Here is a 19,047-nt window from a genome sequence, read left to right as displayed (position 1 = left end):
GAGGGAAGTCTTAGTCTAAGAGACCTATACTATGGTAAAATAAAGAATACATCAAAACGAGGGGATAGCATATGGCAAAAAAAGCAAAAGTTCAATTTGAGTGTCAAACGTGCGGATATATCTCCCCTAAATATTTAGGTCGTTGTCCAAATTGTGGGCAGTGGAACACAATGACAGAAGAAATTATTCAAGATACGAAGGATCGACGTGCCAGAGTTAGTTTAACTGGTAAAAAGACCCAGCCGCAGCGTTTAGCCGAAGTCGTTCCTAAGAAAGAACCAAGAGTAAAAACCAAATTAGTGGAGCTAAACCGTGTGTTAGGTGGCGGTGTCGTTCCTGGATCATTAGTTTTGATCGGTGGCGATCCTGGAATTGGTAAATCAACACTGCTTTTACAAGTATCACAACAACTTGCTGAAATCGGTGGTAAAGTTTTATACGTTTCAGGTGAAGAAAGTGCGGAACAAATCAAAATGCGTGCCGAGCGTTTAAGTTCGATCGATACTGAATTCTATTTATACGCTGAGACGGATATGAATGAGATAAGTCGTGCAATCGAGAAATTAGAACCTGATTATGTAATCATTGACTCTATTCAAACGATGACACAACCAGACGTAACCAGTGTGGCCGGAAGTGTCAGTCAAGTACGAGAGACAACGGCTGAACTATTGAAAATCGCTAAAACCAATGGTATTGCGATCTTTATCGTCGGTCATGTGACAAAAGAAGGTTCTATTGCAGGTCCTCGTATGCTCGAACATATGGTGGATACTGTCTTGTATTTTGAAGGAGATAAGCACCATACCTTCAGAATATTAAGAGCAGTGAAAAATCGTTTCGGCTCGACCAATGAGATTGGCATCTTTGAAATGCGGGAGCATGGATTAGAAGAAGTCGCAAATCCTTCTCAAGTATTTTTGGAAGAGCGACTGGCGGATGCTACAGGGTCCGCGATCGTTGTGGCGATGGAGGGGACACGTCCGATTTTAGTTGAGGTCCAAGCATTGATAACGCCAACAATGTTTGGGAATGCAAAGCGCACAACAACGGGATTAGATTTTAACCGTGTTTCATTGATTATGGCAGTCTTGGAAAAGCGTGCCGGACTACTATTGCAAAATCAAGATGCTTATTTAAAAGCAGCTGGCGGTGTGAAAATCAACGAACCGGCCATTGACTTAGCGGTAGCTGTCAGTATTGCTTCAAGCTATAAAGAAAATGGGACCAAACCAACGGAATGTTTTATCGGAGAAATTGGTTTAACAGGTGAGATTCGTCGCGTGAACAGTATCGAGCAACGGGTACGTGAAGCACAGAAACTAGGTTTTACAAAGATTTATTTACCGAAAAATAATTTAGGTGGTTGGACTCCGCCGGAGGGAATCGAGATTATTGGAGTAGCCACAATCGGAGAAACACTAAGAAAAGTATTCAAATAAGATGGAAGTAAGAGATCATCAAAAAAGTAGGGTCGATCTCTTCTTTTAATCTTTAAATAAGTATGATCATATTGGAGGATAAATCTATGCAAAAACGCGTCGTCACATTGCTGATGGTCGTCGTTGGCGTAAGCTTAGGTATCTCATTGTTACCGATGGCTTGGGACATGGCGAATCAGGCAGATAACACATGGCTGAACAATAACTTTACGAATAGTTTGATTGGTGCACTTATTTTCTTTATTTTATCGTTAGGGTTAGCAAAGTATATTGTTTCAGGTGTAAAAAAATTAGAAGCAACATTAAACGAAATGAGCTTAACTTATTTATTATTTGGCAGCATCGGTGCTATTCTGGGTTTGGTCATTGGAGTGATCATTTCGATTCCAATGTACAATTTGAATATCCCATTTGTTAATAGTGTCTTGCCGATTCTTGTCATGATCATTTTCGGTTACTTAGGATTTCGTATGGGGACAACTCGAATTGATGAATGGCGCAAAATTTTTACTCCTAGGCAAAAGAAAGTACCAACTGAAAATGAAGGAGAAGTTCTAGAGCGTCGAGTAGAAGATCATTTTCATAAGTATAAAATTTTAGATACAAGTGTGATCATTGACGGCAGAATCTATGATATTGCCAAAACTGGATTTTTGGAAGGCGTTATTTTGATTCCGAATTTTGTATTGTATGAGCTGCAATATATTGCGGATTCGGGCGATAGCTTAAAACGTGTTCGAGGTCGCCGTGGATTGGATATCTTAAATGCATTGCAAAAAGAAGAAGGTATTTCAGTTGAAATGTATGAAGGTGATTTTGAAGATATTTCAGAAGTTGACAGTAAATTGATCAAGTTGGCAAAATTGTTGGATGGTGTAGTTGTAACCAATGATTATAATTTAAACAAAGTTTCTGAATTCCAAAATGTCCCCGTTTTGAACATCAATGCTTTAGCAAATGCCGTAAAACCTGTTGTAATTCCAGGTGAAACAATGAACGTAATGGTTGTAAAAGCTGGAACAGAACGTCAGCAAGGTGTTGCGTATTTAGATGATGGCACGATGATCGTAGTCGAAGATGGACAACATTACATGAACGAACATATTCAAGTCGTTGTTACGAGTGCTTTACAGACAGCAGCCGGTCGAATGATTTTTGCTAAACCTGCTCACTCAGGCCGTGGGATTGACGACCGTAAAGAAGACACTAAAGCTAATGAGAAAAACTGAAAAAAGAAATGAAGCACTGGATTATGAGGTTATATTGTTAGCGGCTGGCCATGGTAAGAGGATGGGTACCACACGAAATAAGATTTTACTACATTTAATTGGTAAGCCAGTTATTTCTTATTCACTGAATACTTTCTTAAATGATCCGGCGTGCAAACATATTGTCTTGGTCACACAAGAAGGTGAACAAGATTTATTGCGTGCGATGGTTAAAAAAGAAGCCAAGAACAACAGATGCCCAGTAACGATTGTTTCTGGTGGTTGTGAGCGACAATATAGTGTATATAGTGGTTTGCAGGCTGTCTTTAATCTAGAAAATATTGTGATGGTCCATGATGGCGCAAGACCTTTTGTCAGCTTGACACAACTGAAATTATTGCATCGTAAAGTACAAGAAACGAGAGCTGCTATTTTAGGTGTTCCAGTTAAAGATACGATCAAGCGTGTAGTTGATGGAATCGTCCAAGAAACCGTTCCACGTGAAACATTATGGCAAATCCAAACACCTCAAGCCTTTTACGGAGCGGATCTACTTGCTGTGCATGATCGGGCACAGCAAGAAGGGTATTTAGGAACAGATGATGCATCACTTATCGAAAAATACAGTTATTTACCTGTTTCGATGGTGTTAGGAAGTTATGAAAATATCAAATTGACTACACCAGAGGATATGCTGATCGGAGAAGCAATCGTGAAACGAAAAAGGAACTAGGTGAGAATATGATACGAATTGGACAAGGTTTTGATGTTCATCAATTGATTGAGGGACGTAAATTGATCATCGGTGGTGTGGAGTTGCCTTTTGAAAAGGGGCTGTTAGGACACTCCGATGCTGACGTATTGTTACATGCGATCACAGATGCACTCTTAGGTGCAGCAGGACATGGAGATATCGGTCATTTATTTCCAGATACTGATCCATTATTTAAGGATGCAGATTCAACTAAGTTATTATATGAAGCAAATCAAAAAATTTTAGCTGATGGCTTTACTATTGGCAACATTGATTGTACAATTTTAGCTGAACAGCCAAAAATGAAACCTTATTTAGAACAAATGAAAGAAAACATTGCAAAAGCCTGTCAAATTGAAACAAATCAAATCAATTTAAAAGCAACGACGATGGAAAAAATGGGTTTCATTGGTCAAGAAGAAGGTATGGGAGCGATTGCGGTCGCTTTACTTGAAAATAGAAAGAGGAATGCACAATGACAAAAGTACGTGTACGTTACGCACCAAGTCCAACTGGACACTTGCATATCGGAAATGCGAGAACTGCTTTATTCAATTATTTATTTGCCCGTCATAATAATGGCGATTTTATTATCCGAATCGAAGATACTGATCTAAAAAGAAATCTTGCAGACGGTGAAAGAAGCCAACTAGAAAATTTGGCATGGCTGGGTATGGATTGGGACGAGTCTCCTGAAAAACCAGGTGAATATGGTCCTTATCGTCAATCAGAACGAGGTGAAATTTATCAACCTTTGATCGATCAATTGTTGGTAAGTAACCGTGCATATAAATGCTATTGTACAGAAGAAGAATTGGAAGCTGAAAGAGAAGCGCAACGTGCTCGTGGCGAAATGCCTCATTATTCTGGTAAATGTGCAGAATTGACACCTTCTGAGCAAGCTGAAAAAGAAGCGCAAGGACTTGAACCAGTTATTCGTTTCCGTGTGCCGAGAAATACTTCTTTTGCATTTGAAGATATAGTCAAAGGCGAAATTGTTTTTGAAACAGATAACATCGGCGGCGACTTTGTTATTCAAAAACGCGATGGCATGCCAACGTATAACTTTGCAGTAGCAGTGGATGATCACATGATGAAAATCACACATGTATTGCGTGGGGACGATCACATCGCCAATACGCCAAAACAATTGATGGTTTATGAAGCGTTTGGTTGGAAAGCACCAGAATTTGGTCATATGACATTGATCATCAATTCTGAAACAGGTAAAAAATTAAGTAAACGTGATGAAACGATTTTACAATTTATCGAACAATATCGTGAACTTGGTTATTTACCAGAAGCGATGTTTAACTTTACTGCTTTATTAGGCTGGTCACCTGTGGGAGAAGAAGAAATCTTCACACAAGAAGAATTAATCAAAATCTTTGATCCAGAGCGTTTAAGCAAATCTCCAGCAGCTTTTGATGGAAAGAAACTTGAATGGGTAAATAACCAATATATGAAACAATTAGACTTAGATGTCTTAACAGATATGTGTCTTCCTTATTTAGTAGCAGAAGGTAAAATCGAAGCCCAACCAAGCGATGAAAAATTAGAATGGTTGAAAAAAGTAGTTAGTTTATATCAACCACAAATGAGTTACGCAGCTGAAATCGTCAATGTCTCTGAGTTGTTCTTCAATGAACATCCTGTTTTAGATGATGCAGCTAAAGAAGTATTAGCTGGTGAGACAGTTCCAGCCGTTTTATCCGCTTTTAAAGCACAACTAGAAGCGATGGAGGTTGTTGATGTACCAAGTATTAAAGCGGCGATCAAAGCCGTTCAACAAGAAACCGGCGTAAAAGGAAAAAATTTATTTATGCCGATTCGTGTAGCTGTTTCTGGACAAATGCATGGACCTGAATTAGGTGATACGATCGAACTCTTAGGGAAAGAGAAAGCTCTAGATCATTTAAATAATGTTTTATAATAGAAATATTTAGATAAGAAGAAGTAAGAAAGTGTATGTCTTTAGAGAGACTGTGGAGGGTGAAAACAGTTGTCAGCACTTTTTGAAATGCATCTTTGAATAGTTTTAGCGATACGTAGCTGAAAACGGCCAACAACCGTTATCTGTTTTGAGGCAGGGAGACCTGTGAAAAAAAGTGGAACCACGCAAAAGCGTCTTTTAAACGGATTTAGTTCGTTTAAAAGACGCTTCTTTGTTTTAAAGTAGAATGAAAGGAGTGAAAAAAGATGAGTTGGTTGAAAAAAGCTGTTGAAGCAGTCAAAAACAATGATCCAGCAGCACGTTCAACATTGGAAGCATTACTTACATATCCAGGATTGCATGCGTTGTTTTGGCATCGTTTTTCTCATTTCCTATATCGACATCGGCTATTTTTATTAGCGAAGATCCACGCACAGTTTTGGCGATTCTTAACAGGAATTGAGATTCATCCAGGTGCGACGATCGCATCAGGTGTTTTTATTGATCATGGTATGGGTGTTGTGATCGGTCAAACAGCAGAAATTGAAGAAGATGTTGTGCTATTTCATGGCGTGACATTAGGTGGGACAGGGAAAGATACGGGAAAACGTCATCCAACTGTTAAAAAAGGAGCAATGATTCATGCACATGCTCAAATATTAGGGCCTGTTACAATTGGTAAGCGGGCAAAAATTGGAGCAGCTGCAGTTGTTTTAACAGATATTCCTGACGATGCAACGGCCGTAGGAATACCAGCAAAAGTAGTCAGGATAAAAGGAGAGAAATTGGAGGAAGCGTATGATTCAAATTTATAATACATTGACAAGAGAAAAAGAAGTATTTCAACCAATAGAAGCAGGAAAAGTCCGGATGTATGTCTGCGGACCGACTGTTTATAATTATATCCACATTGGGAATGCACGTAGTTCAATGGCGTTTGATACAATCAGACGTTACTTAGAATACCGTGGTTATGAAGTAAATTATGTGTCAAACTTTACCGACGTAGATGACAAAATCATTCGAGCAGCCAAAGAGCTAGGTATCACAGCACCAGAAGTTGCCGAGCGTTTTATTCATGCATTTGAAGAAGATACGAATATATTGAATGTCAAACCAGCAACACTACATCCTCGTGTAATGGATCATATGCCAGATATTTTAACCTTTATTCAAGCGTTGATCGACAGCGGGTATGCCTATGAATCGCATGGAGATGTTTATTATCGAACGCGTAAATTTGAAGGGTACGGCAAACTGAGTCATCAATCGATCGATGAATTAGAAGTTGGTGCAAGCCAACGTACTGGTGTGGAACAAGAGTTGAAAGAAGATCCATTAGATTTTGCATTATGGAAAGGTGCCAAAGAAGGAGAGATCTCTTGGGATTCACCATGGGGCGCCGGACGTCCAGGTTGGCATATTGAGTGTTCTGTTATGGCAACCAAACATTTAGGTGATACAATTGATATCCATGGTGGCGGACAAGATCTAGAGTTTCCTCATCATGAAAATGAAATCGCCCAAAGTGAAGCTAAAACAGGTAAAAAATTTGCTAATTACTGGATGCACAATGGCTTTGTCACGATTGGAGAAGACGATGAAAAAATGAGTAAATCGTTGGGGAACTTTGTCACGGTTCATGAGCTAGTGAAACAAGTCGATCCTCAAGTCTTGCGTTTCTTTATGGCGACTACACAATATCGCCGCCCGATTCGTTACAGTGAAACAACAATGAAAGAAGCTGCCGTTAATTTGCAAAAATTGAAAAATGCTTTTGAGAACCTATCCTTTAGAAAATCAGATGCAGTAGCAAAACTGGATGAAGACACTCAAAAACTACAAGAATTAACAGAGTTAGAAACACGTTTCACCGCTGAAATGGACGACGATTTTAATGCAGCAAATGGTATTACTGTTGTTTATGAAATGGCTAAATGGCTGAACCAATATAGTGAAAAAGAGGCTGTATCAGCTGCCGTAATTGAAAAAGCAAGTGAACAATTCACGCACTGGTTAAGTATTTTTGGTATTTTCTTCTTATCAGAAGAATTATTAGATGATGATATCGATCAATTGATCGAAGAACGTAATCAAGCGCGTACAAATCGCGATTTTGCCCGTAGTGATGAAATCCGTGACTTACTAAAAGACAAAGGAATAACCTTGGAAGATACAGCACAAGGAACTAGATGGAGAAGAAGTGAATGAGAGATTATACTCAATTAAACGGTTTAGCTTTAGCTTATGTAGGAGATGCGATCTATGAGATTTATATCCGCGACTACCTAGTTGAACAAGGACAAACTAAGCCCAATATTTTACACCGCATGGCAACACATTATGTTTCAGCTAAAGCTCAGGCTTTTCTGATTCAAGAAATGCTGGAAGAAAAATTACTTTCAGAAAATGAAGAACTAATGTACAAACGCGGCCGTAATGCTAAAAGCCACACATCAGCGAAAAATGCCGATATCACAACCTATCGAATTGCGACTGGATTTGAGTCACTGATGGGCTATCTGCACCTGACCAAACAAACAGAACGGTTGGAAGAATTGATCGATTGGTGCATAAAAAAAGTAGGTGAAAAAGATGAGAAATGACAAGAAACGTCCTTTTAAAGGCAATAAATCACAAAGAAATCAATCAGTAAAAAAAGAGTCGGTGAAAAAAGAACGAGAAGTTTCACAGGAAGAGATCGAAGATAATTTTGTTTTTGGTAATCATGCGACGATTGAGGCACTTCAACAAGGTCGAGGGAATAAATTATTTCTGCAAGAAGACAGTAAAAGTGAAAAAGTCGAACATCTAAAATTACTAGCTAAAGAAAATGCAGTACCTGTTAAATGGGTACCAAAACAAAAGCTAGATACAATGACAAACCATGGCGTACATCAGGGGATCGTATTGGCGATTACAGCTTATGAATACTTAACGTTGGATGAATTACTTGATCGAACGAAAGAAAAGACAGAGACACCATTTTTCTTGATTCTGGACAGTTTAGAAGATCCTCATAACTTTGGTTCCATCCTGAGAACTGCAGATGCAACAGGTGTGGACGGAATCATCATTCCAAAACATCGTGCAGTAGGAATTACGCCAGTTGTAACAAAAGCTTCAACAGGAGCAGTTGAGTATGTTCCAGTTGCACGTGTAACCAATTTAGCGCAAAGTATTGCAACGCTTAAAGAAAATAGTTTTTGGATTTTTGGAACAGATATGAAAGGAACGGATTATCGCAAATGGAATACTCAAGGTGCGATTGCATTGATCATAGGCAATGAAGGCCGTGGCATGAGTCAAGGATTGCATAAAGAAGTGGATGAATTATTGACGATTCCGATGAGCGGGCATGTCCAAAGTCTGAATGCAGGTGTTGCAGCGGGATTGCTGATGTATGAAGTTTATCGTGGACGAAATTCTCTGTAGTATTTAGTTTAATGGTGAGATAGACGTACTTTTACAGTGATTTTCTATCTCACCATCATTATAAAGTAGGTGACAAAACAAAATGAAAAAACAGTTACTGATTGTGGATGGTTATAATATGATCGGGGCTTGGCCTGAATTAGTGCAGCTAAAGAATCAAAATAAACTTGAAGATGCCAGAGAAGTTTTACTACAGCGTTTATCCAATTATGCTAAATATGAAGATTTAGGCGTGATTGTGGTTTTCGATGCGCAGTTGGTTCCAGGAATTCAACAAACGTATAAAAAGTATCATTTAACGGTAGTGTTCACTAAAGAAGAAGAGACAGCAGACAGCTATATTGAACGAACTGCGGGAGAAAAGAATACTCGCCTAACGCAGGTGACAGTTGCAACGAGTGATTTGGCAGAGCAATGGCTGGTTTTTTCAAAAGGTGCATTACGAGTGTCAGCTAATGAGTTGTACAAAAATATTCGAAAAACGGAACGAACGATAGCAATTCATGCGACAGATATCCATTTTCAAGATTTTCGTCGAAATTCTCCATGGAATTTAGAGCAATTGTCAAAATTGTCCGATAAGTTGGATGAATTGTCCAAAAATAAAGATTAAATGTATTTTTTATTTCGTTTCTCTAAGAAGAAGTGTTACGCTTTTTCTAAGCATTTTGGTAGAATGCTTGGAAGGAGAATGTTGTTGATGAATCAGTATAAAGAAATCTTAAAAGGGGACCCATTAGCATTTGACCGGATGTATCGTAACTATCATCCAGTGGTGTACAAGCTTCAAAAAAAATATTATTTGAAGGATTTTGATCGGGAAGATTGGCTGCAAGAAGGTCGGATCATCTTTCATCGCTCGCTGGAAAAATACGAAGAAGGACATAGTGTTTCAATTGGGAATTTTTTTAAATCAAACTTTGAAAACCATATTCGCAGCTTACTTAGGAAACAATGTGCGCTTAAACGGATGATCGATACACAATCTATTTCACTAGATCAAAAAATTGAAAATCAGGGAGAAGCTTTTTTTGACTACATAGGAATAGAAGATGGGGACGCATTAGAACAGATGATCATACGAGAAAAGCTGGAACGATTGCCAAGCGTATTATCACCATTTGAACGAACTACATTTGAAGAATATATGAACGGCAAGGAATTGGAAGAGATTGCCAAAGATACCGATAGCCGTGAAATTACAGTTAGAAGTGCGTATGATCGAGCAAAAAAAAAATTGAAAGCGATTATTTATGATTAGATGAGAAGTTTGTCATTTTTCACATTAAATAATTATCCATTTATGAATTATAATTAGTTGCAATTCATTTTCTACTATGGTAAACTTGTTATTTTTATTAATATGTGGTATAATGTTGCTTGAGGTGAATGCAATGCCAACAACTTTAGCGTCAATTAAAAAAGATTTAGAATGTCGTATCGGCAGCAAAATCACATTAGTTGCTCAGACCGGCAGGAAGCGTCAAACTGAACGTAACGGTATTTTGACAGAAACGTATCCATCTGTCTTCGTTGTAGATTTGGATCCAGATGAAAACTCATTTGAACGAGTTTCTTATAGTTATTCTGATGTGCTGACACGCACAGTAGAGATTGAATTTGTCAGTGAAGCAATCTAAAGACATGAATTAATTTTTAAAAGTAGAGCTAAAGCGAAAACGCTTTAGCTCTACTTTTTTGATAGATGAGATTTTAAAGACAGAAGTGAGTTTAGTTTTACTATGTTTATGAGCAATACTTGAATTAGCCGAGTGATTACGATATGTTGTGAATTATGGACAAAATTATGTTAGAATTTTGCTAGGTATATAAAGGAGAAATCAATGAACAGATTGATGTTGAGATGCTTTATGTTTTTTTATGAAGTGTTAGTTAAATGAAGCAAGTGTTTATCAAATATATACATATCTAGGAACATATGTTAGAATTTAAAAGATTGTGAAGTTGGTCAGGTAATGGGATTAGATAGGTGAAAAAGAATGGAAATCATAGAAAAAGCGCCCGCAAAGATTAATTTGGGGTTAGATGCTCTCTATAAAAGAAATGATGGTTATCATGAATTAGAAATGATTATGGCTAGTGTAGATTTAGCCGATCGGCTGACCTTTGAGTTGTTGCCGGAAAACGAAATAGTAATCGAAACAGATAGCTCCTTTTTACCAGTAGATAAAAGAAATCATGTGTATCAGGCGGCAGAATTGTTGAAGAACACGTTTCATCTTACGCAAGGAGTTAGAATTTATATAGAAAAGAGAATACCCGTAGCTGCTGGATTAGCTGGTGGTAGTAGTGATTGTGCAGCAGCATTACGAGGCCTGAATCGTTTGTGGAATTTAGATTTGTCTTTAGATGAACTTGCCGAACTCGGCAGTAAGATCGGATCAGATGTTCCTTATTGTGTTCACGGCGGTACAGCTTTTGTTACGGGCCGAGGAGAAAAAATCGAGTTTCTCCCATCGATGCCGCAATGTTGGGTTGTTTTAGTGAAACCTAAAATGAGCGTTTCTACTAGCACAATTTTTGGCAGTTTATCCTTCAATAACGTTCAGCATCCTGATGTTCGTGGTCTCAAGCACGCGATCGAAACGGATGATTACCAGTTGATGGCCGAAAAGATCGGTAATGCGCTGGAAGGTGTGACGATCAAACGCCATCAAGTGATTCAGCAAATCAAAGATCGCATGATGAAATACGGAGCAGATGCTGCTCTAATGAGCGGTAGTGGTCCAACTGTTTTTGCTCTGTGCGAGAAGAAAACACGTGCACAACGAATTTATAATGGCTTAAAGGGCTTTTGTGAAGAAGTCTATATCGTGCGGACATTGAAATAAACGAGAAAGAAAATAAGGGCCTTTAATGCAAGCGAAAAACCACTCTATAGGGTGGTTTTTCGCTTGCTAGGAGTTTAAAAGAAAATCTACATTTGCTTGCAGTTTTACAAATTTCCAATTTTTATTCTTCTGTTTTCTCTTGACGTTCTCTTTTTCTTCTGGTAAATTAGTTCTTGCTAGCAAATCGTAAATATTACGATTTGAACGTGACAAATCGAAATGAGGGCGACGAGATGAGAAAAAATAGCTGGAAATATATTATAGGACTACTATTAACAGTAGGGATTTTTACACTAACTGCCTGCGGGCAAACAAATAAGCAAGATAAAGCTGGAAAAAGTGATAAAATAAAAGTTGTGACAACATTTTATCCAATGTATGATTTTGCTAAAAATGTAGTAGGAGATGCTGGAGATGTTCAGTTATTGATTCCAGCTGGAACAGAACCCCATGATTATGAACCAAGCGCCAAAGATATTGCTAAAATCACAGATGCAGACGTGTTTGTGTACAATAGTCATGAATTAGAGACTTGGGTCAAAGATGTTCTGGAAAATGTCGATGAGAAAAAAGTTGCAGTAGTAGAAGCTGCAGGTTCGATCGATTTAATGAAAGGTGCTGCTCATGAAGACGATCATGACGAAGAAGAGGCCGACCATGATGACCACGATCACGAGTTAGATCCTCACGTTTGGTTGGACCCGGTTTTAGCGCAAAAGGAAGTTGAAGCCATTCGTGATGCATTAGTGAAAAAATATCCTGAACAAAAAGAAACATTTGAAAAAAATGCAGCTGCTTATATTGAAAAATTAAAAGATTTAGATACAGAATATAAAGAAGCATTTAAAGAGGCTAAAAATAAAACCTTTGTGACACAACATGCCGCGTTTGGTTATTTAGCGAAACAATACGGTTTGACACAAGAGTCGATTGCAGGAATTTCACCGGATCAAGAACCTTCGCCAAGTCGTTTAGCAGAATTGAAAAAATATATTCAAGAGCATAATGTCTCAGTGATTTATTTTGAAACATCTGCTTCGTCAAAAGTAGCTGAAACATTGGCTCGCGAAACAAAGGTAGAACTAGCGGTCCTTAATCCGTTAGAAAGTATTACTCAAAAAGAACAGGATCAAGGCGAAGACTATATTTCAGTGATGAAAGAGAATCTTGAAGCGTTGAAGAAAAGTATCAAGTAAATAGAATCGGGATAAGAGACGTTCAGTTTTTTTCCCGATTTTAAGCAGTTTGTAAGTGTAAAGAAGGAGGATGGTCATGCATTATCTAGATGTCAAAGACCTCACATTTTACTATGATGATGAGCCTGTCTTAGAAGAAGTTTCATATTATGTTGACCCTGGTGAATTTGTGATTTTGACAGGGGAAAATGGTGCAGCCAAATCAACATTGATCAAAAGTAGTTTAGGGTTACTAAAGCCCACGAAAGGGAAAATCACCATTGCTAAAGAAAATACTTCTGGTGAAAAACTTAGTATTGGGTATATTCCGCAGCAAGTGGCTTCATTTAATGCGGGTTTTCCAAGTACAGTGATTGAGTTGGTTCGTTCAGGACGTTTTCCACGCAACCGCTGGTTTAAACCTTTGACTAAAAGAGACCATCAACATGTGGAAAAAGCACTTAAAGCAGTCGGTATGTGGGAGATGCGGCATAAACGGATCGGAGAACTTTCTGGCGGACAAAAACAGCGCATAAGTTTAGCGCGTATTTTTGCTACAGACCCTGATTTATTTATTTTAGATGAACCAACAACGGGAATGGATGAAACGTCTAGGAATGAATTTTATCGCCTTTTAAGGCACAATGCTCATGATCACGGCAAAGCGATATTGATGATCACTCATGACCATGAAGATATTAAATCTTATGCTGATCGACAAATTCGTTTAGTTCGGAAGGAGGATTCACAATGGAGATGCTTTCATATGAGTTCAGAACTAGTAATGGATAAGGCGAAAACACCGTAAAATAAGCGTTTCTATCAATCTTGTTTTGTGCAAATAAACATAAAAAAGAGCTACTGTTCTCACGAATGTTCCCAGTAGGTCTTTTTTATGTTTGTTTGATAATATGATATAATGTGCATTTATTTTATATCAATTGTTAGAATAAGTATATTTTTAATTCGTTGTAGTATATAATTAATGCCAAGAACTATAATTATATGGTATCTCCACAATAAATATAAAGAGGTAAAAAATGAAAAAAAAAATGCTAATCGTCTTTGGGATTATTGCTGTCATTATTATTGGAGTAGGAGGAAAAGTATATATGGATAAGAGAGAAGAAAAGAAAGAACAAGACTTATTAGCGGTAGAGAAACAATCAGTAAAGGCGTTAAAAAACACTTTCGTGGATATTTCCGAAGTAGATATTGAACGTACGGGATATAATGGTATGACTGGTTCTTATAGAATGTTAGTTACCATGAAGAATAACGAAGGAAAATCTGTTTATTTTTCTTATGGTTTTGTAAAAGATAGTGGTGAAATTGGAGATTATGGTGTAGAAGATGAAAGGATTCAAAAGGAAGGAGTAACTGATAAGAAAATCAAGGTTATATACTCAAATGGTGAGGAGGATGAAATTTGAATATAACTGACAAAAATTATAATAAAATAAGTGATGCTGTATATTGGTTAGATCCTAATGACAAAAAGAAATATGATCCAACTTTAAAAGAAGGTGAAATTCGTAAATTAGGTGAAAATAAATTTAAAATCTTAAAAATACAAGAAAATTCAAAAACAGATGGTATGCAAGCAATGGCAGTCGCGCCTTTGGATAAGAAAGGGAATGTAGATACCTCTCAAATTGTGATTACATATGCTGGAACTAACCCAAAAGATTTTAATGACTTGGAAACTGATTTACGTACAGTGGGTGGATTCTTTGATAAAACAACAAGTCCTGGTTTTTCAATGTCTCCTAGTGAGGCTCGTCTTTCAGGACAATTAAATTCAGCAATTGCTTTTGCGGACAGTGTGAAACAAGATTACAGTGGAGCGACAATCTCAACAACAGGACATTCTCTGGGTGAATTTTTAGCGTTGTATATTGCCGCTGAGAATCAATGGAAAAATGTTGGGTTTAATGGACCAGACCCGTATGAATTATTATCTGTTGATGCGAAAAAATGGATTAAAGAAAACCCTGGTTTATTAACAAATTATCGTAATCGTGCCGATATGATTGGCAATTTAATGGGGAATGGCACAGGGGCAGAGATAAAAGTTAGTATGGAAATGGGGCTTCAATCGCTAGGTACGTATCACGACTTAGGAAAATGGACGTTTGATAAAGATGGCAGATTGATTATTAAGAATAATGATTACAATAAAGGTGCAATTCAAGAACAAGCAGAAAGACAATTAAGAAATCAGTTTTTTTTAGGAATGTATACATTAGAAATGTTGAAAAAAAAATTTACCGCAAGTGGTGGAGGTCTTTCAACGAATGAGCAAATTTATTTAGACAACAGTCAAGCTTTGGCAGTTGTTCAATATGCGTCTTCTGAATTTGAAGCAGTAATGACAAATACAGTGAAAATTTATCAAGATGGTATAAGAGAGTTAGAAGAATTATGGCAAAAAATTTATTCAAAAGCGTTTTCTGATGTCCCAGATTTGAGTTATGGTGAGGTCATGGACGTACTAGAGTCATCAGGTTCTACAGAGCGAAGTATGGTCACGGAGCCCAGTGAAAAATTTAGAGAAAAAATACAAAAAGCGAAAAAAATGAGTGAACAATTCAATCAGTTAGCATCAGAAATCAAGGGAAAGATTTCTGAATTGGTACAAAGAGACCAAGAATTAGCAAGACAATTAGGATAATGGAGAACAACTAAATGGATAAAGAGGAACAGTTGCTAAAAGAGTATCAAAATAATAGACGAAAATTCGAAGAACAAGAAGATGACATAAAAAAGTTTCAGAGACAAGGACAACAAATAGCGGATGAAACTTATTCAGAAATTCGTTTTTTATTATCTGATATTAGTGAAGATGATGAAGTTTTAAATGATGCACGAATAGAACTAGCTAATTTAGGAGAAGAGTTTATGATGAACATAGATAAAGAAAAGAAAAAATTATTGAATCGACAAGAAGAGGAAGAACAACGTTATCGAAAAGAATTAAGGGTTTTAAAAGAAGGAGAGTAAAATGTTAGAAGCGTTAGAGAAACTGCTGAAAGAGTATAAGAAAAATGCGCAAAAAACAAAAGTAAGAGCAATAGGTCGATCTGGTGTTCAGAGTAAAGAACTAAAGAAAGAAAAAATAATACAATTAGGTGAACAAGAAAGTAAAAGAGCTCAAAAATCTATCTCTAAAGCGACAACAGGGCTACAAGACACTGTAAAGGGTCAATTTGGTAAAAAGGTAACAGAAGTATTTGATAAGCAAAAACAAACATTAGATAATTTTTAGGGTTTGTCAACTAAAGTGTGTAACTGACAAATTTAAGAACGAAAAAGAACATTAAACCATTCCTAAATAACCTTCGGTTAAAAGGGTATAAGAAAGAAACCTTACCAAAAAAGGAAAATTTGATGTTCTTTTTTGATGCAACAGTGACTAGGAAATATATAAGCTATAAGTGTTGATGCGCTCAGAAAACTGTTCATTCGCCATTAATTGATTTAAGACCATTGGCCAATTGGGAATAAAACCAGCTTTCCATTTCTTTTCTAATTCTTTTACTCGTAGATAAAGAAGCTTTAAAAGGGCGGTTTCATTTGGAAATGCGCCTTTTTTAGTTACTTTTCTAAAGCTAGAATGAATACTTTCAATGGCATTTGTTGTGTACATAATTTTACGCACTGCGCTACCATAATCATAAAGTTGTTCCACATGAGAAAAATTACGTTTCCAAACCTCTACAGCACCTGAGTAGTGTGACCACCGTTTTTGAAAGGCATCAAAAGCACTCTGACAAGCTTTTAACGAAGGAGCACCATAAAACTTTTTCATTTCCCGAGAAAATTCCTTGTAGTCTTTATAAGGAACATACCGAAGCGCATTACGCACTAAATGGACGATACAGCGTTGAACGATCACCTTTGGAAAAATAGATTTTGCTCCATCTTCAAGACCAGAAACACCATCCATAGACATAAAGAAAATGTCCTGTACACCGCGAGATTTCAATTCATCAAAAATCTGCATCCAGCGGTTTTTACTCTCGGTTTCATTCAACCACAACCCTAAAATATCTTTTTTTCCTTTTAAATCATAGCCAAGAATTGTATAAACAGCGTATTCTTTGACTTCATAATTTTCTCTTAACGTCACATACATACAATCCACAAAAACAAAGGCATAACACTTCGCCAAAGGGCGATTTTGCCATTTCTCCAGTTCTGGAAGAACAGAATCGGTGATTGTAGAAATCATTTCGTGAGAAATGGAGAACCCATAAATATCATCAATGGTATGAGCGATGTCTCTTTGAGACATGCCTCTGGCATACATGGACAAAACCTTTGATTCGATAGCTGAAACATCCCGTTCACGTTTCTTAATAAGTTCTGGTTCAAACGTGGCTTCTCTGTCTCTAGGTACATCAATAGGGACTTCTCCAAAGCTTGTTTTTACTTTCTTAGAGCCGAATCCATTTCTTCGATTGTTCGTTTCTTTCTCCTGTTTTGAGTGAATATCGTAGCCTAAATGATGGGTCATTTCGCCTTGAAGCATTTGTTCAAATAAGGGACCAAAAATATCTTTTAGCGCTTCTTGCATGTCATCGACATTTTCAGGATTGTAGTTTTCTAGAATAGTTTTCGCTAGTTCGACGGTTTTAGAATCTCTTTTCTGTCTTGCCATATTCTCGCATCCTTTCATTTTTATTTTATCTGAATTTTCTTTACACGAAAAGAAAAACTGTATAAGTAACTTATCTAGAATTAGCTACTTACACAGTTTATTTTACACTCTCAATTTTTAGAACAAGTTTATACTAAACATGTTTTGTGCAAATAAACATAAAAAAGTCCTACTGTTTTCACGAATGTTCCCAGTAGGTTTTTTTTATGTTTATTTTTAACTTTCTTTGATAAGTCCGACGGAGTATGAAACGTTATCAACACTATCTTTATTGTGAGTTAATTCTTTTACTTCATTGTTGACATTTTTAGCATGTTCAGAATCTCCGATATCTTCTAAAATTGTAATAAAATTATTAATTTGCTGCATGTATTTTAGTTCGCCAGTTTCCAACCAATCGGCTAAGTTTTCAAGATATTTTAAGTTCATACGGTAACTATAATTACTGTTTGATTTATCTAAATTTTTGGCGATTTTTATGTATTTTCTAGTTAGATCGTAATCTTTTTTATAAAGTGTGACAGTGATGGCATTTATAAGCGTGTTGTACGCAAACTTTTTAGTAGTATATTCTCTTTTGTCTTCATCTTTTATTGGAAAGGCTTTGTAAATAAGTACATTTGCTTGTTTAGGCGAAAAAAATGTAATCATATTACATAGTAGTTTGTATTCAAAACCCAAATAATAATTTGTTTCTACAAGTTTTTCGTAGATCATATTTATTTCATCAGAATTGACGGGTGCAACTTCTTCCCACTTTTTGTGAAAGAAACATTTAATTGCATAATAGTTTGATAAGTCTTTTATACTTTTATGTGCTTTATTCTCTATTTGATAGTAAATTTCTAAGAGTTTCTTTTTTGTGGACTGGTTGTTTAAATGATTACCACAATAATAGTAAAGATGATTGAAAATCTCTTGTTGATTGTCTAAGCTTGTTAAAGTAAAAAATTCTTCTGCTTGAACGTCAAGTTGCTGTAATATAACTTCTAAATCATTTAACTTAACTATTCTTTGATTATTTTCAATTCGAGAGTATGTTGAAGAATCTTGATGATTTGGTAGCATTTCTTTTTGTTTGATATTCTTTTTAGTACGAATAAATCTTAAAGTATCGCCTATATTCATGGGTTTAACTCTTTTCTTTTGTCATTATAACAAATAAAACGTCTGTAATCTTAAAATTTATTATATTTATATAAAATAAGTAATTACTTTTTGTCATATAACCAAATCTTAATAAAAGTGGTTCTAATTTTTCTAAATGTCTGGTAATATTGTCTTGTAGATGAGAATCACATGTGAATCAAATCTTTAGAATGTTAGATAGGAGGTTTTAGAATGGAGCTACTAGTTGCAGTTTCAAGTTTAATATCAATTTTTGTTATTACAGTAGGTGGATAATAAACAATTTAAAATTTTAAGTCATAATTTACGTGTAAGTAAAAAGCGCATAAAAAAAGAGCTGTCTTTAACATCCATAGGCTACCAACCTATGTCAAACATTAAAGACAGGCACTAAAGTATAGGGCTTTGGTGCGCTACTCTTATTTTTGTAGCAGACTGCTACAACTATTGAGTATAC

At 36.5% G+C, this 19,047-nt stretch carries 21 protein-coding genes and 1 other annotated feature; of the genes, 19 read left to right on the top strand and 2 right to left on the bottom strand.

Going from position 1 to position 19,047, the window contains the following annotated elements; genetic code table 11:
* Positions 1 to 71 precede the first annotated feature (71 nt).
* The 19 genes from radA (at position 72) to IGI43_RS10065 (ending at position 16,067) form a co-directional block, all read left to right on the top strand.
* The gene (gene radA, locus IGI43_RS10155; protein ID WP_438757679.1) at positions 72 to 1,442 is read left to right on the top strand and encodes a DNA repair protein RadA; all 1,371 of its coding nucleotides are present in this window, start codon (positions 72 to 74) and stop codon (positions 1,440 to 1,442) included.
* A gap of 86 nt (positions 1,443 to 1,528) precedes the next feature.
* The gene (locus tag IGI43_RS10150) at positions 1,529 to 2,671 is read left to right on the top strand and encodes a PIN/TRAM domain-containing protein (protein WP_438757678.1); all 1,143 of its coding nucleotides are present in this window, start codon (positions 1,529 to 1,531) and stop codon (positions 2,669 to 2,671) included.
* Entirely contained in the window at positions 2,658 to 3,383 is a 726-nt protein-coding gene (ispD, locus tag IGI43_RS10145) for a 2-C-methyl-D-erythritol 4-phosphate cytidylyltransferase (RefSeq protein ID WP_438757677.1), read from the top strand. Before IGI43_RS10150 ends, ispD begins: the two co-directional genes overlap by 14 nt.
* A gap of 8 nt (positions 3,384 to 3,391) precedes the next feature.
* Complete coding sequence (ispF, locus tag IGI43_RS10140; RefSeq protein WP_438757676.1) at positions 3,392 to 3,883, top strand: 2-C-methyl-D-erythritol 2,4-cyclodiphosphate synthase; 492 nt, start codon at positions 3,392 to 3,394, stop codon at positions 3,881 to 3,883.
* Positions 3,880 to 5,337 (top strand): glutamate--tRNA ligase, encoded by a 1,458-nt coding sequence (gene gltX, locus IGI43_RS10135; protein WP_438757675.1) that lies wholly within the window; start codon positions 3,880 to 3,882, stop codon positions 5,335 to 5,337. Before ispF ends, gltX begins: the two co-directional genes overlap by 4 nt.
* 1 nt (position 5,338) lies before the next feature.
* Positions 5,339 to 5,539 (top strand) — a binding site (T-box leader).
* Between the two features lie 64 nt (positions 5,540 to 5,603).
* Positions 5,604 to 6,152, top strand: coding sequence for a serine O-acetyltransferase EpsC (epsC, locus tag IGI43_RS10130; protein WP_438757674.1), 549 nt, complete (start codon positions 5,604 to 5,606; stop codon positions 6,150 to 6,152).
* Positions 6,136 to 7,548 carry a cysteine--tRNA ligase gene (gene cysS / locus IGI43_RS10125; protein WP_438757673.1) on the top strand — a complete coding sequence of 471 codons (1,413 nt, stop codon included), beginning with the start codon at positions 6,136 to 6,138 and terminating at the stop codon, positions 7,546 to 7,548. The genes epsC and cysS overlap by 17 nt, the downstream gene beginning before the upstream one ends.
* Positions 7,545 to 7,943: a Mini-ribonuclease 3 gene (locus tag IGI43_RS10120; protein WP_438757672.1), complete on the top strand. Its 399-nt coding sequence runs from the start codon at positions 7,545 to 7,547 to the stop codon at positions 7,941 to 7,943. Before cysS ends, IGI43_RS10120 begins: the two co-directional genes overlap by 4 nt.
* Positions 7,933 to 8,772: a 23S rRNA (guanosine(2251)-2'-O)-methyltransferase RlmB gene (gene rlmB, locus IGI43_RS10115; RefSeq protein WP_438757670.1), complete on the top strand. Its 840-nt coding sequence runs from the start codon at positions 7,933 to 7,935 to the stop codon at positions 8,770 to 8,772. Before IGI43_RS10120 ends, rlmB begins: the two co-directional genes overlap by 11 nt.
* Before the next feature lie 82 nt (positions 8,773 to 8,854).
* Complete coding sequence (locus IGI43_RS10110; RefSeq protein ID WP_438757669.1) at positions 8,855 to 9,385, top strand: NYN domain-containing protein; 531 nt, start codon at positions 8,855 to 8,857, stop codon at positions 9,383 to 9,385.
* 87 nt (positions 9,386 to 9,472) lie between these two features.
* A complete protein-coding gene (locus IGI43_RS10105) occupies positions 9,473 to 10,033 on the top strand; it encodes a sigma-70 family RNA polymerase sigma factor (protein WP_438757668.1) in 561 nt (186 codons plus the stop codon).
* Between the two features lie 133 nt (positions 10,034 to 10,166).
* Complete coding sequence (locus IGI43_RS10100; RefSeq protein WP_438757667.1) at positions 10,167 to 10,412, top strand: Veg family protein; 246 nt, start codon at positions 10,167 to 10,169, stop codon at positions 10,410 to 10,412.
* Between the two features lie 360 nt (positions 10,413 to 10,772).
* Positions 10,773 to 11,624: a 4-(cytidine 5'-diphospho)-2-C-methyl-D-erythritol kinase gene (gene ispE / locus IGI43_RS10095; RefSeq protein ID WP_438757666.1), complete on the top strand. Its 852-nt coding sequence runs from the start codon at positions 10,773 to 10,775 to the stop codon at positions 11,622 to 11,624.
* Positions 11,625 to 11,857: 233 nt separating this feature from the next.
* The gene (locus tag IGI43_RS10090; RefSeq protein WP_438757665.1) at positions 11,858 to 12,820 is read left to right on the top strand and encodes a metal ABC transporter substrate-binding protein; all 963 of its coding nucleotides are present in this window, start codon (positions 11,858 to 11,860) and stop codon (positions 12,818 to 12,820) included.
* Between the two features lie 76 nt (positions 12,821 to 12,896).
* The gene (locus IGI43_RS10085) at positions 12,897 to 13,607 is read left to right on the top strand and encodes a metal ABC transporter ATP-binding protein (RefSeq protein WP_438757664.1); all 711 of its coding nucleotides are present in this window, start codon (positions 12,897 to 12,899) and stop codon (positions 13,605 to 13,607) included.
* 232 nt (positions 13,608 to 13,839) lie between these two features.
* Positions 13,840 to 14,232 (top strand): hypothetical protein, encoded by a 393-nt coding sequence (locus tag IGI43_RS10080; RefSeq protein ID WP_438757663.1) that lies wholly within the window; start codon positions 13,840 to 13,842, stop codon positions 14,230 to 14,232.
* Positions 14,229 to 15,473 (top strand): lipase, encoded by a 1,245-nt coding sequence (locus IGI43_RS10075; protein ID WP_438757662.1) that lies wholly within the window; start codon positions 14,229 to 14,231, stop codon positions 15,471 to 15,473. The genes IGI43_RS10080 and IGI43_RS10075 overlap by 4 nt, the downstream gene beginning before the upstream one ends.
* A gap of 14 nt (positions 15,474 to 15,487) precedes the next feature.
* Entirely contained in the window at positions 15,488 to 15,802 is a 315-nt protein-coding gene (locus IGI43_RS10070; protein ID WP_438757661.1) for a hypothetical protein, read from the top strand.
* A gap of 1 nt (position 15,803) precedes the next feature.
* Entirely contained in the window at positions 15,804 to 16,067 is a 264-nt protein-coding gene (locus IGI43_RS10065) for a hypothetical protein (protein ID WP_438757660.1), read from the top strand.
* A 147-nt stretch (positions 16,068 to 16,214) separates the two neighbouring features.
* Here the strand turns inward: IGI43_RS10065 and IGI43_RS10060 are convergent, their stop codons facing one another.
* The gene (locus tag IGI43_RS10060) at positions 16,215 to 17,462 is read right to left on the bottom strand and encodes an IS256 family transposase (RefSeq protein ID WP_438757659.1); all 1,248 of its coding nucleotides are present in this window, start codon (positions 17,460 to 17,462) and stop codon (positions 16,215 to 16,217) included.
* Between the two features lie 216 nt (positions 17,463 to 17,678).
* Positions 17,679 to 18,590 (bottom strand): helix-turn-helix domain-containing protein, encoded by a 912-nt coding sequence (locus IGI43_RS10055; RefSeq protein WP_438757658.1) that lies wholly within the window; start codon positions 18,588 to 18,590, stop codon positions 17,679 to 17,681.
* Between the last annotated feature and the right edge of the window lie 457 nt (positions 18,591 to 19,047).

The organism is Enterococcus sp. AZ126 (genome assembly GCF_051714545.1).
Classification (GTDB): Bacteria; Bacillota; Bacilli; order Lactobacillales; family Enterococcaceae; genus Enterococcus_L.
Note: the sequence above shows the minus strand (reverse complement) of the source record. Positions and strands in the feature narration are given on the sequence as shown.

Excerpts from the sequence above, each read along its gene's own strand:
- radA (WP_438757679.1), top strand. The coding sequence starts at position 72 with ATGGCAAAAAAAGCAAAAGTTCAATTTGAGTGTCAAACGTGCGGATAT.
- IGI43_RS10150 (WP_438757678.1), top strand. The coding sequence starts at position 1,529 with ATGCAAAAACGCGTCGTCACATTGCTGATGGTCGTCGTTGGCGTAAGC.
- ispD (WP_438757677.1), top strand. The coding sequence starts at position 2,658 with ATGAGAAAAACTGAAAAAAGAAATGAAGCACTGGATTATGAGGTTATA.
- ispF (WP_438757676.1), top strand. The coding sequence starts at position 3,392 with ATGATACGAATTGGACAAGGTTTTGATGTTCATCAATTGATTGAGGGA.
- gltX (WP_438757675.1), top strand. The coding sequence starts at position 3,880 with ATGACAAAAGTACGTGTACGTTACGCACCAAGTCCAACTGGACACTTG.
- epsC (WP_438757674.1), top strand. The coding sequence starts at position 5,604 with ATGAGTTGGTTGAAAAAAGCTGTTGAAGCAGTCAAAAACAATGATCCA.
- cysS (WP_438757673.1), top strand. The coding sequence starts at position 6,136 with ATGATTCAAATTTATAATACATTGACAAGAGAAAAAGAAGTATTTCAA.
- IGI43_RS10120 (WP_438757672.1), top strand. The coding sequence starts at position 7,545 with ATGAGAGATTATACTCAATTAAACGGTTTAGCTTTAGCTTATGTAGGA.
- rlmB (WP_438757670.1), top strand. The coding sequence starts at position 7,933 with ATGAGAAATGACAAGAAACGTCCTTTTAAAGGCAATAAATCACAAAGA.
- IGI43_RS10110 (WP_438757669.1), top strand. The coding sequence starts at position 8,855 with ATGAAAAAACAGTTACTGATTGTGGATGGTTATAATATGATCGGGGCT.
- IGI43_RS10105 (WP_438757668.1), top strand. The coding sequence starts at position 9,473 with ATGAATCAGTATAAAGAAATCTTAAAAGGGGACCCATTAGCATTTGAC.
- IGI43_RS10100 (WP_438757667.1), top strand. The coding sequence starts at position 10,167 with ATGCCAACAACTTTAGCGTCAATTAAAAAAGATTTAGAATGTCGTATC.
- ispE (WP_438757666.1), top strand. The coding sequence starts at position 10,773 with ATGGAAATCATAGAAAAAGCGCCCGCAAAGATTAATTTGGGGTTAGAT.
- IGI43_RS10090 (WP_438757665.1), top strand. The coding sequence starts at position 11,858 with ATGAGAAAAAATAGCTGGAAATATATTATAGGACTACTATTAACAGTA.
- IGI43_RS10085 (WP_438757664.1), top strand. The coding sequence starts at position 12,897 with ATGCATTATCTAGATGTCAAAGACCTCACATTTTACTATGATGATGAG.
- IGI43_RS10080 (WP_438757663.1), top strand. The coding sequence starts at position 13,840 with ATGAAAAAAAAAATGCTAATCGTCTTTGGGATTATTGCTGTCATTATT.
- IGI43_RS10070 (WP_438757661.1), top strand. The coding sequence starts at position 15,488 with ATGGATAAAGAGGAACAGTTGCTAAAAGAGTATCAAAATAATAGACGA.
- IGI43_RS10065 (WP_438757660.1), top strand. The coding sequence starts at position 15,804 with ATGTTAGAAGCGTTAGAGAAACTGCTGAAAGAGTATAAGAAAAATGCG.
- IGI43_RS10060 (WP_438757659.1), bottom strand. The coding sequence starts at position 17,462 with ATGGCAAGACAGAAAAGAGATTCTAAAACCGTCGAACTAGCGAAAACT.
- IGI43_RS10055 (WP_438757658.1), bottom strand. The coding sequence starts at position 18,590 with ATGAATATAGGCGATACTTTAAGATTTATTCGTACTAAAAAGAATATC.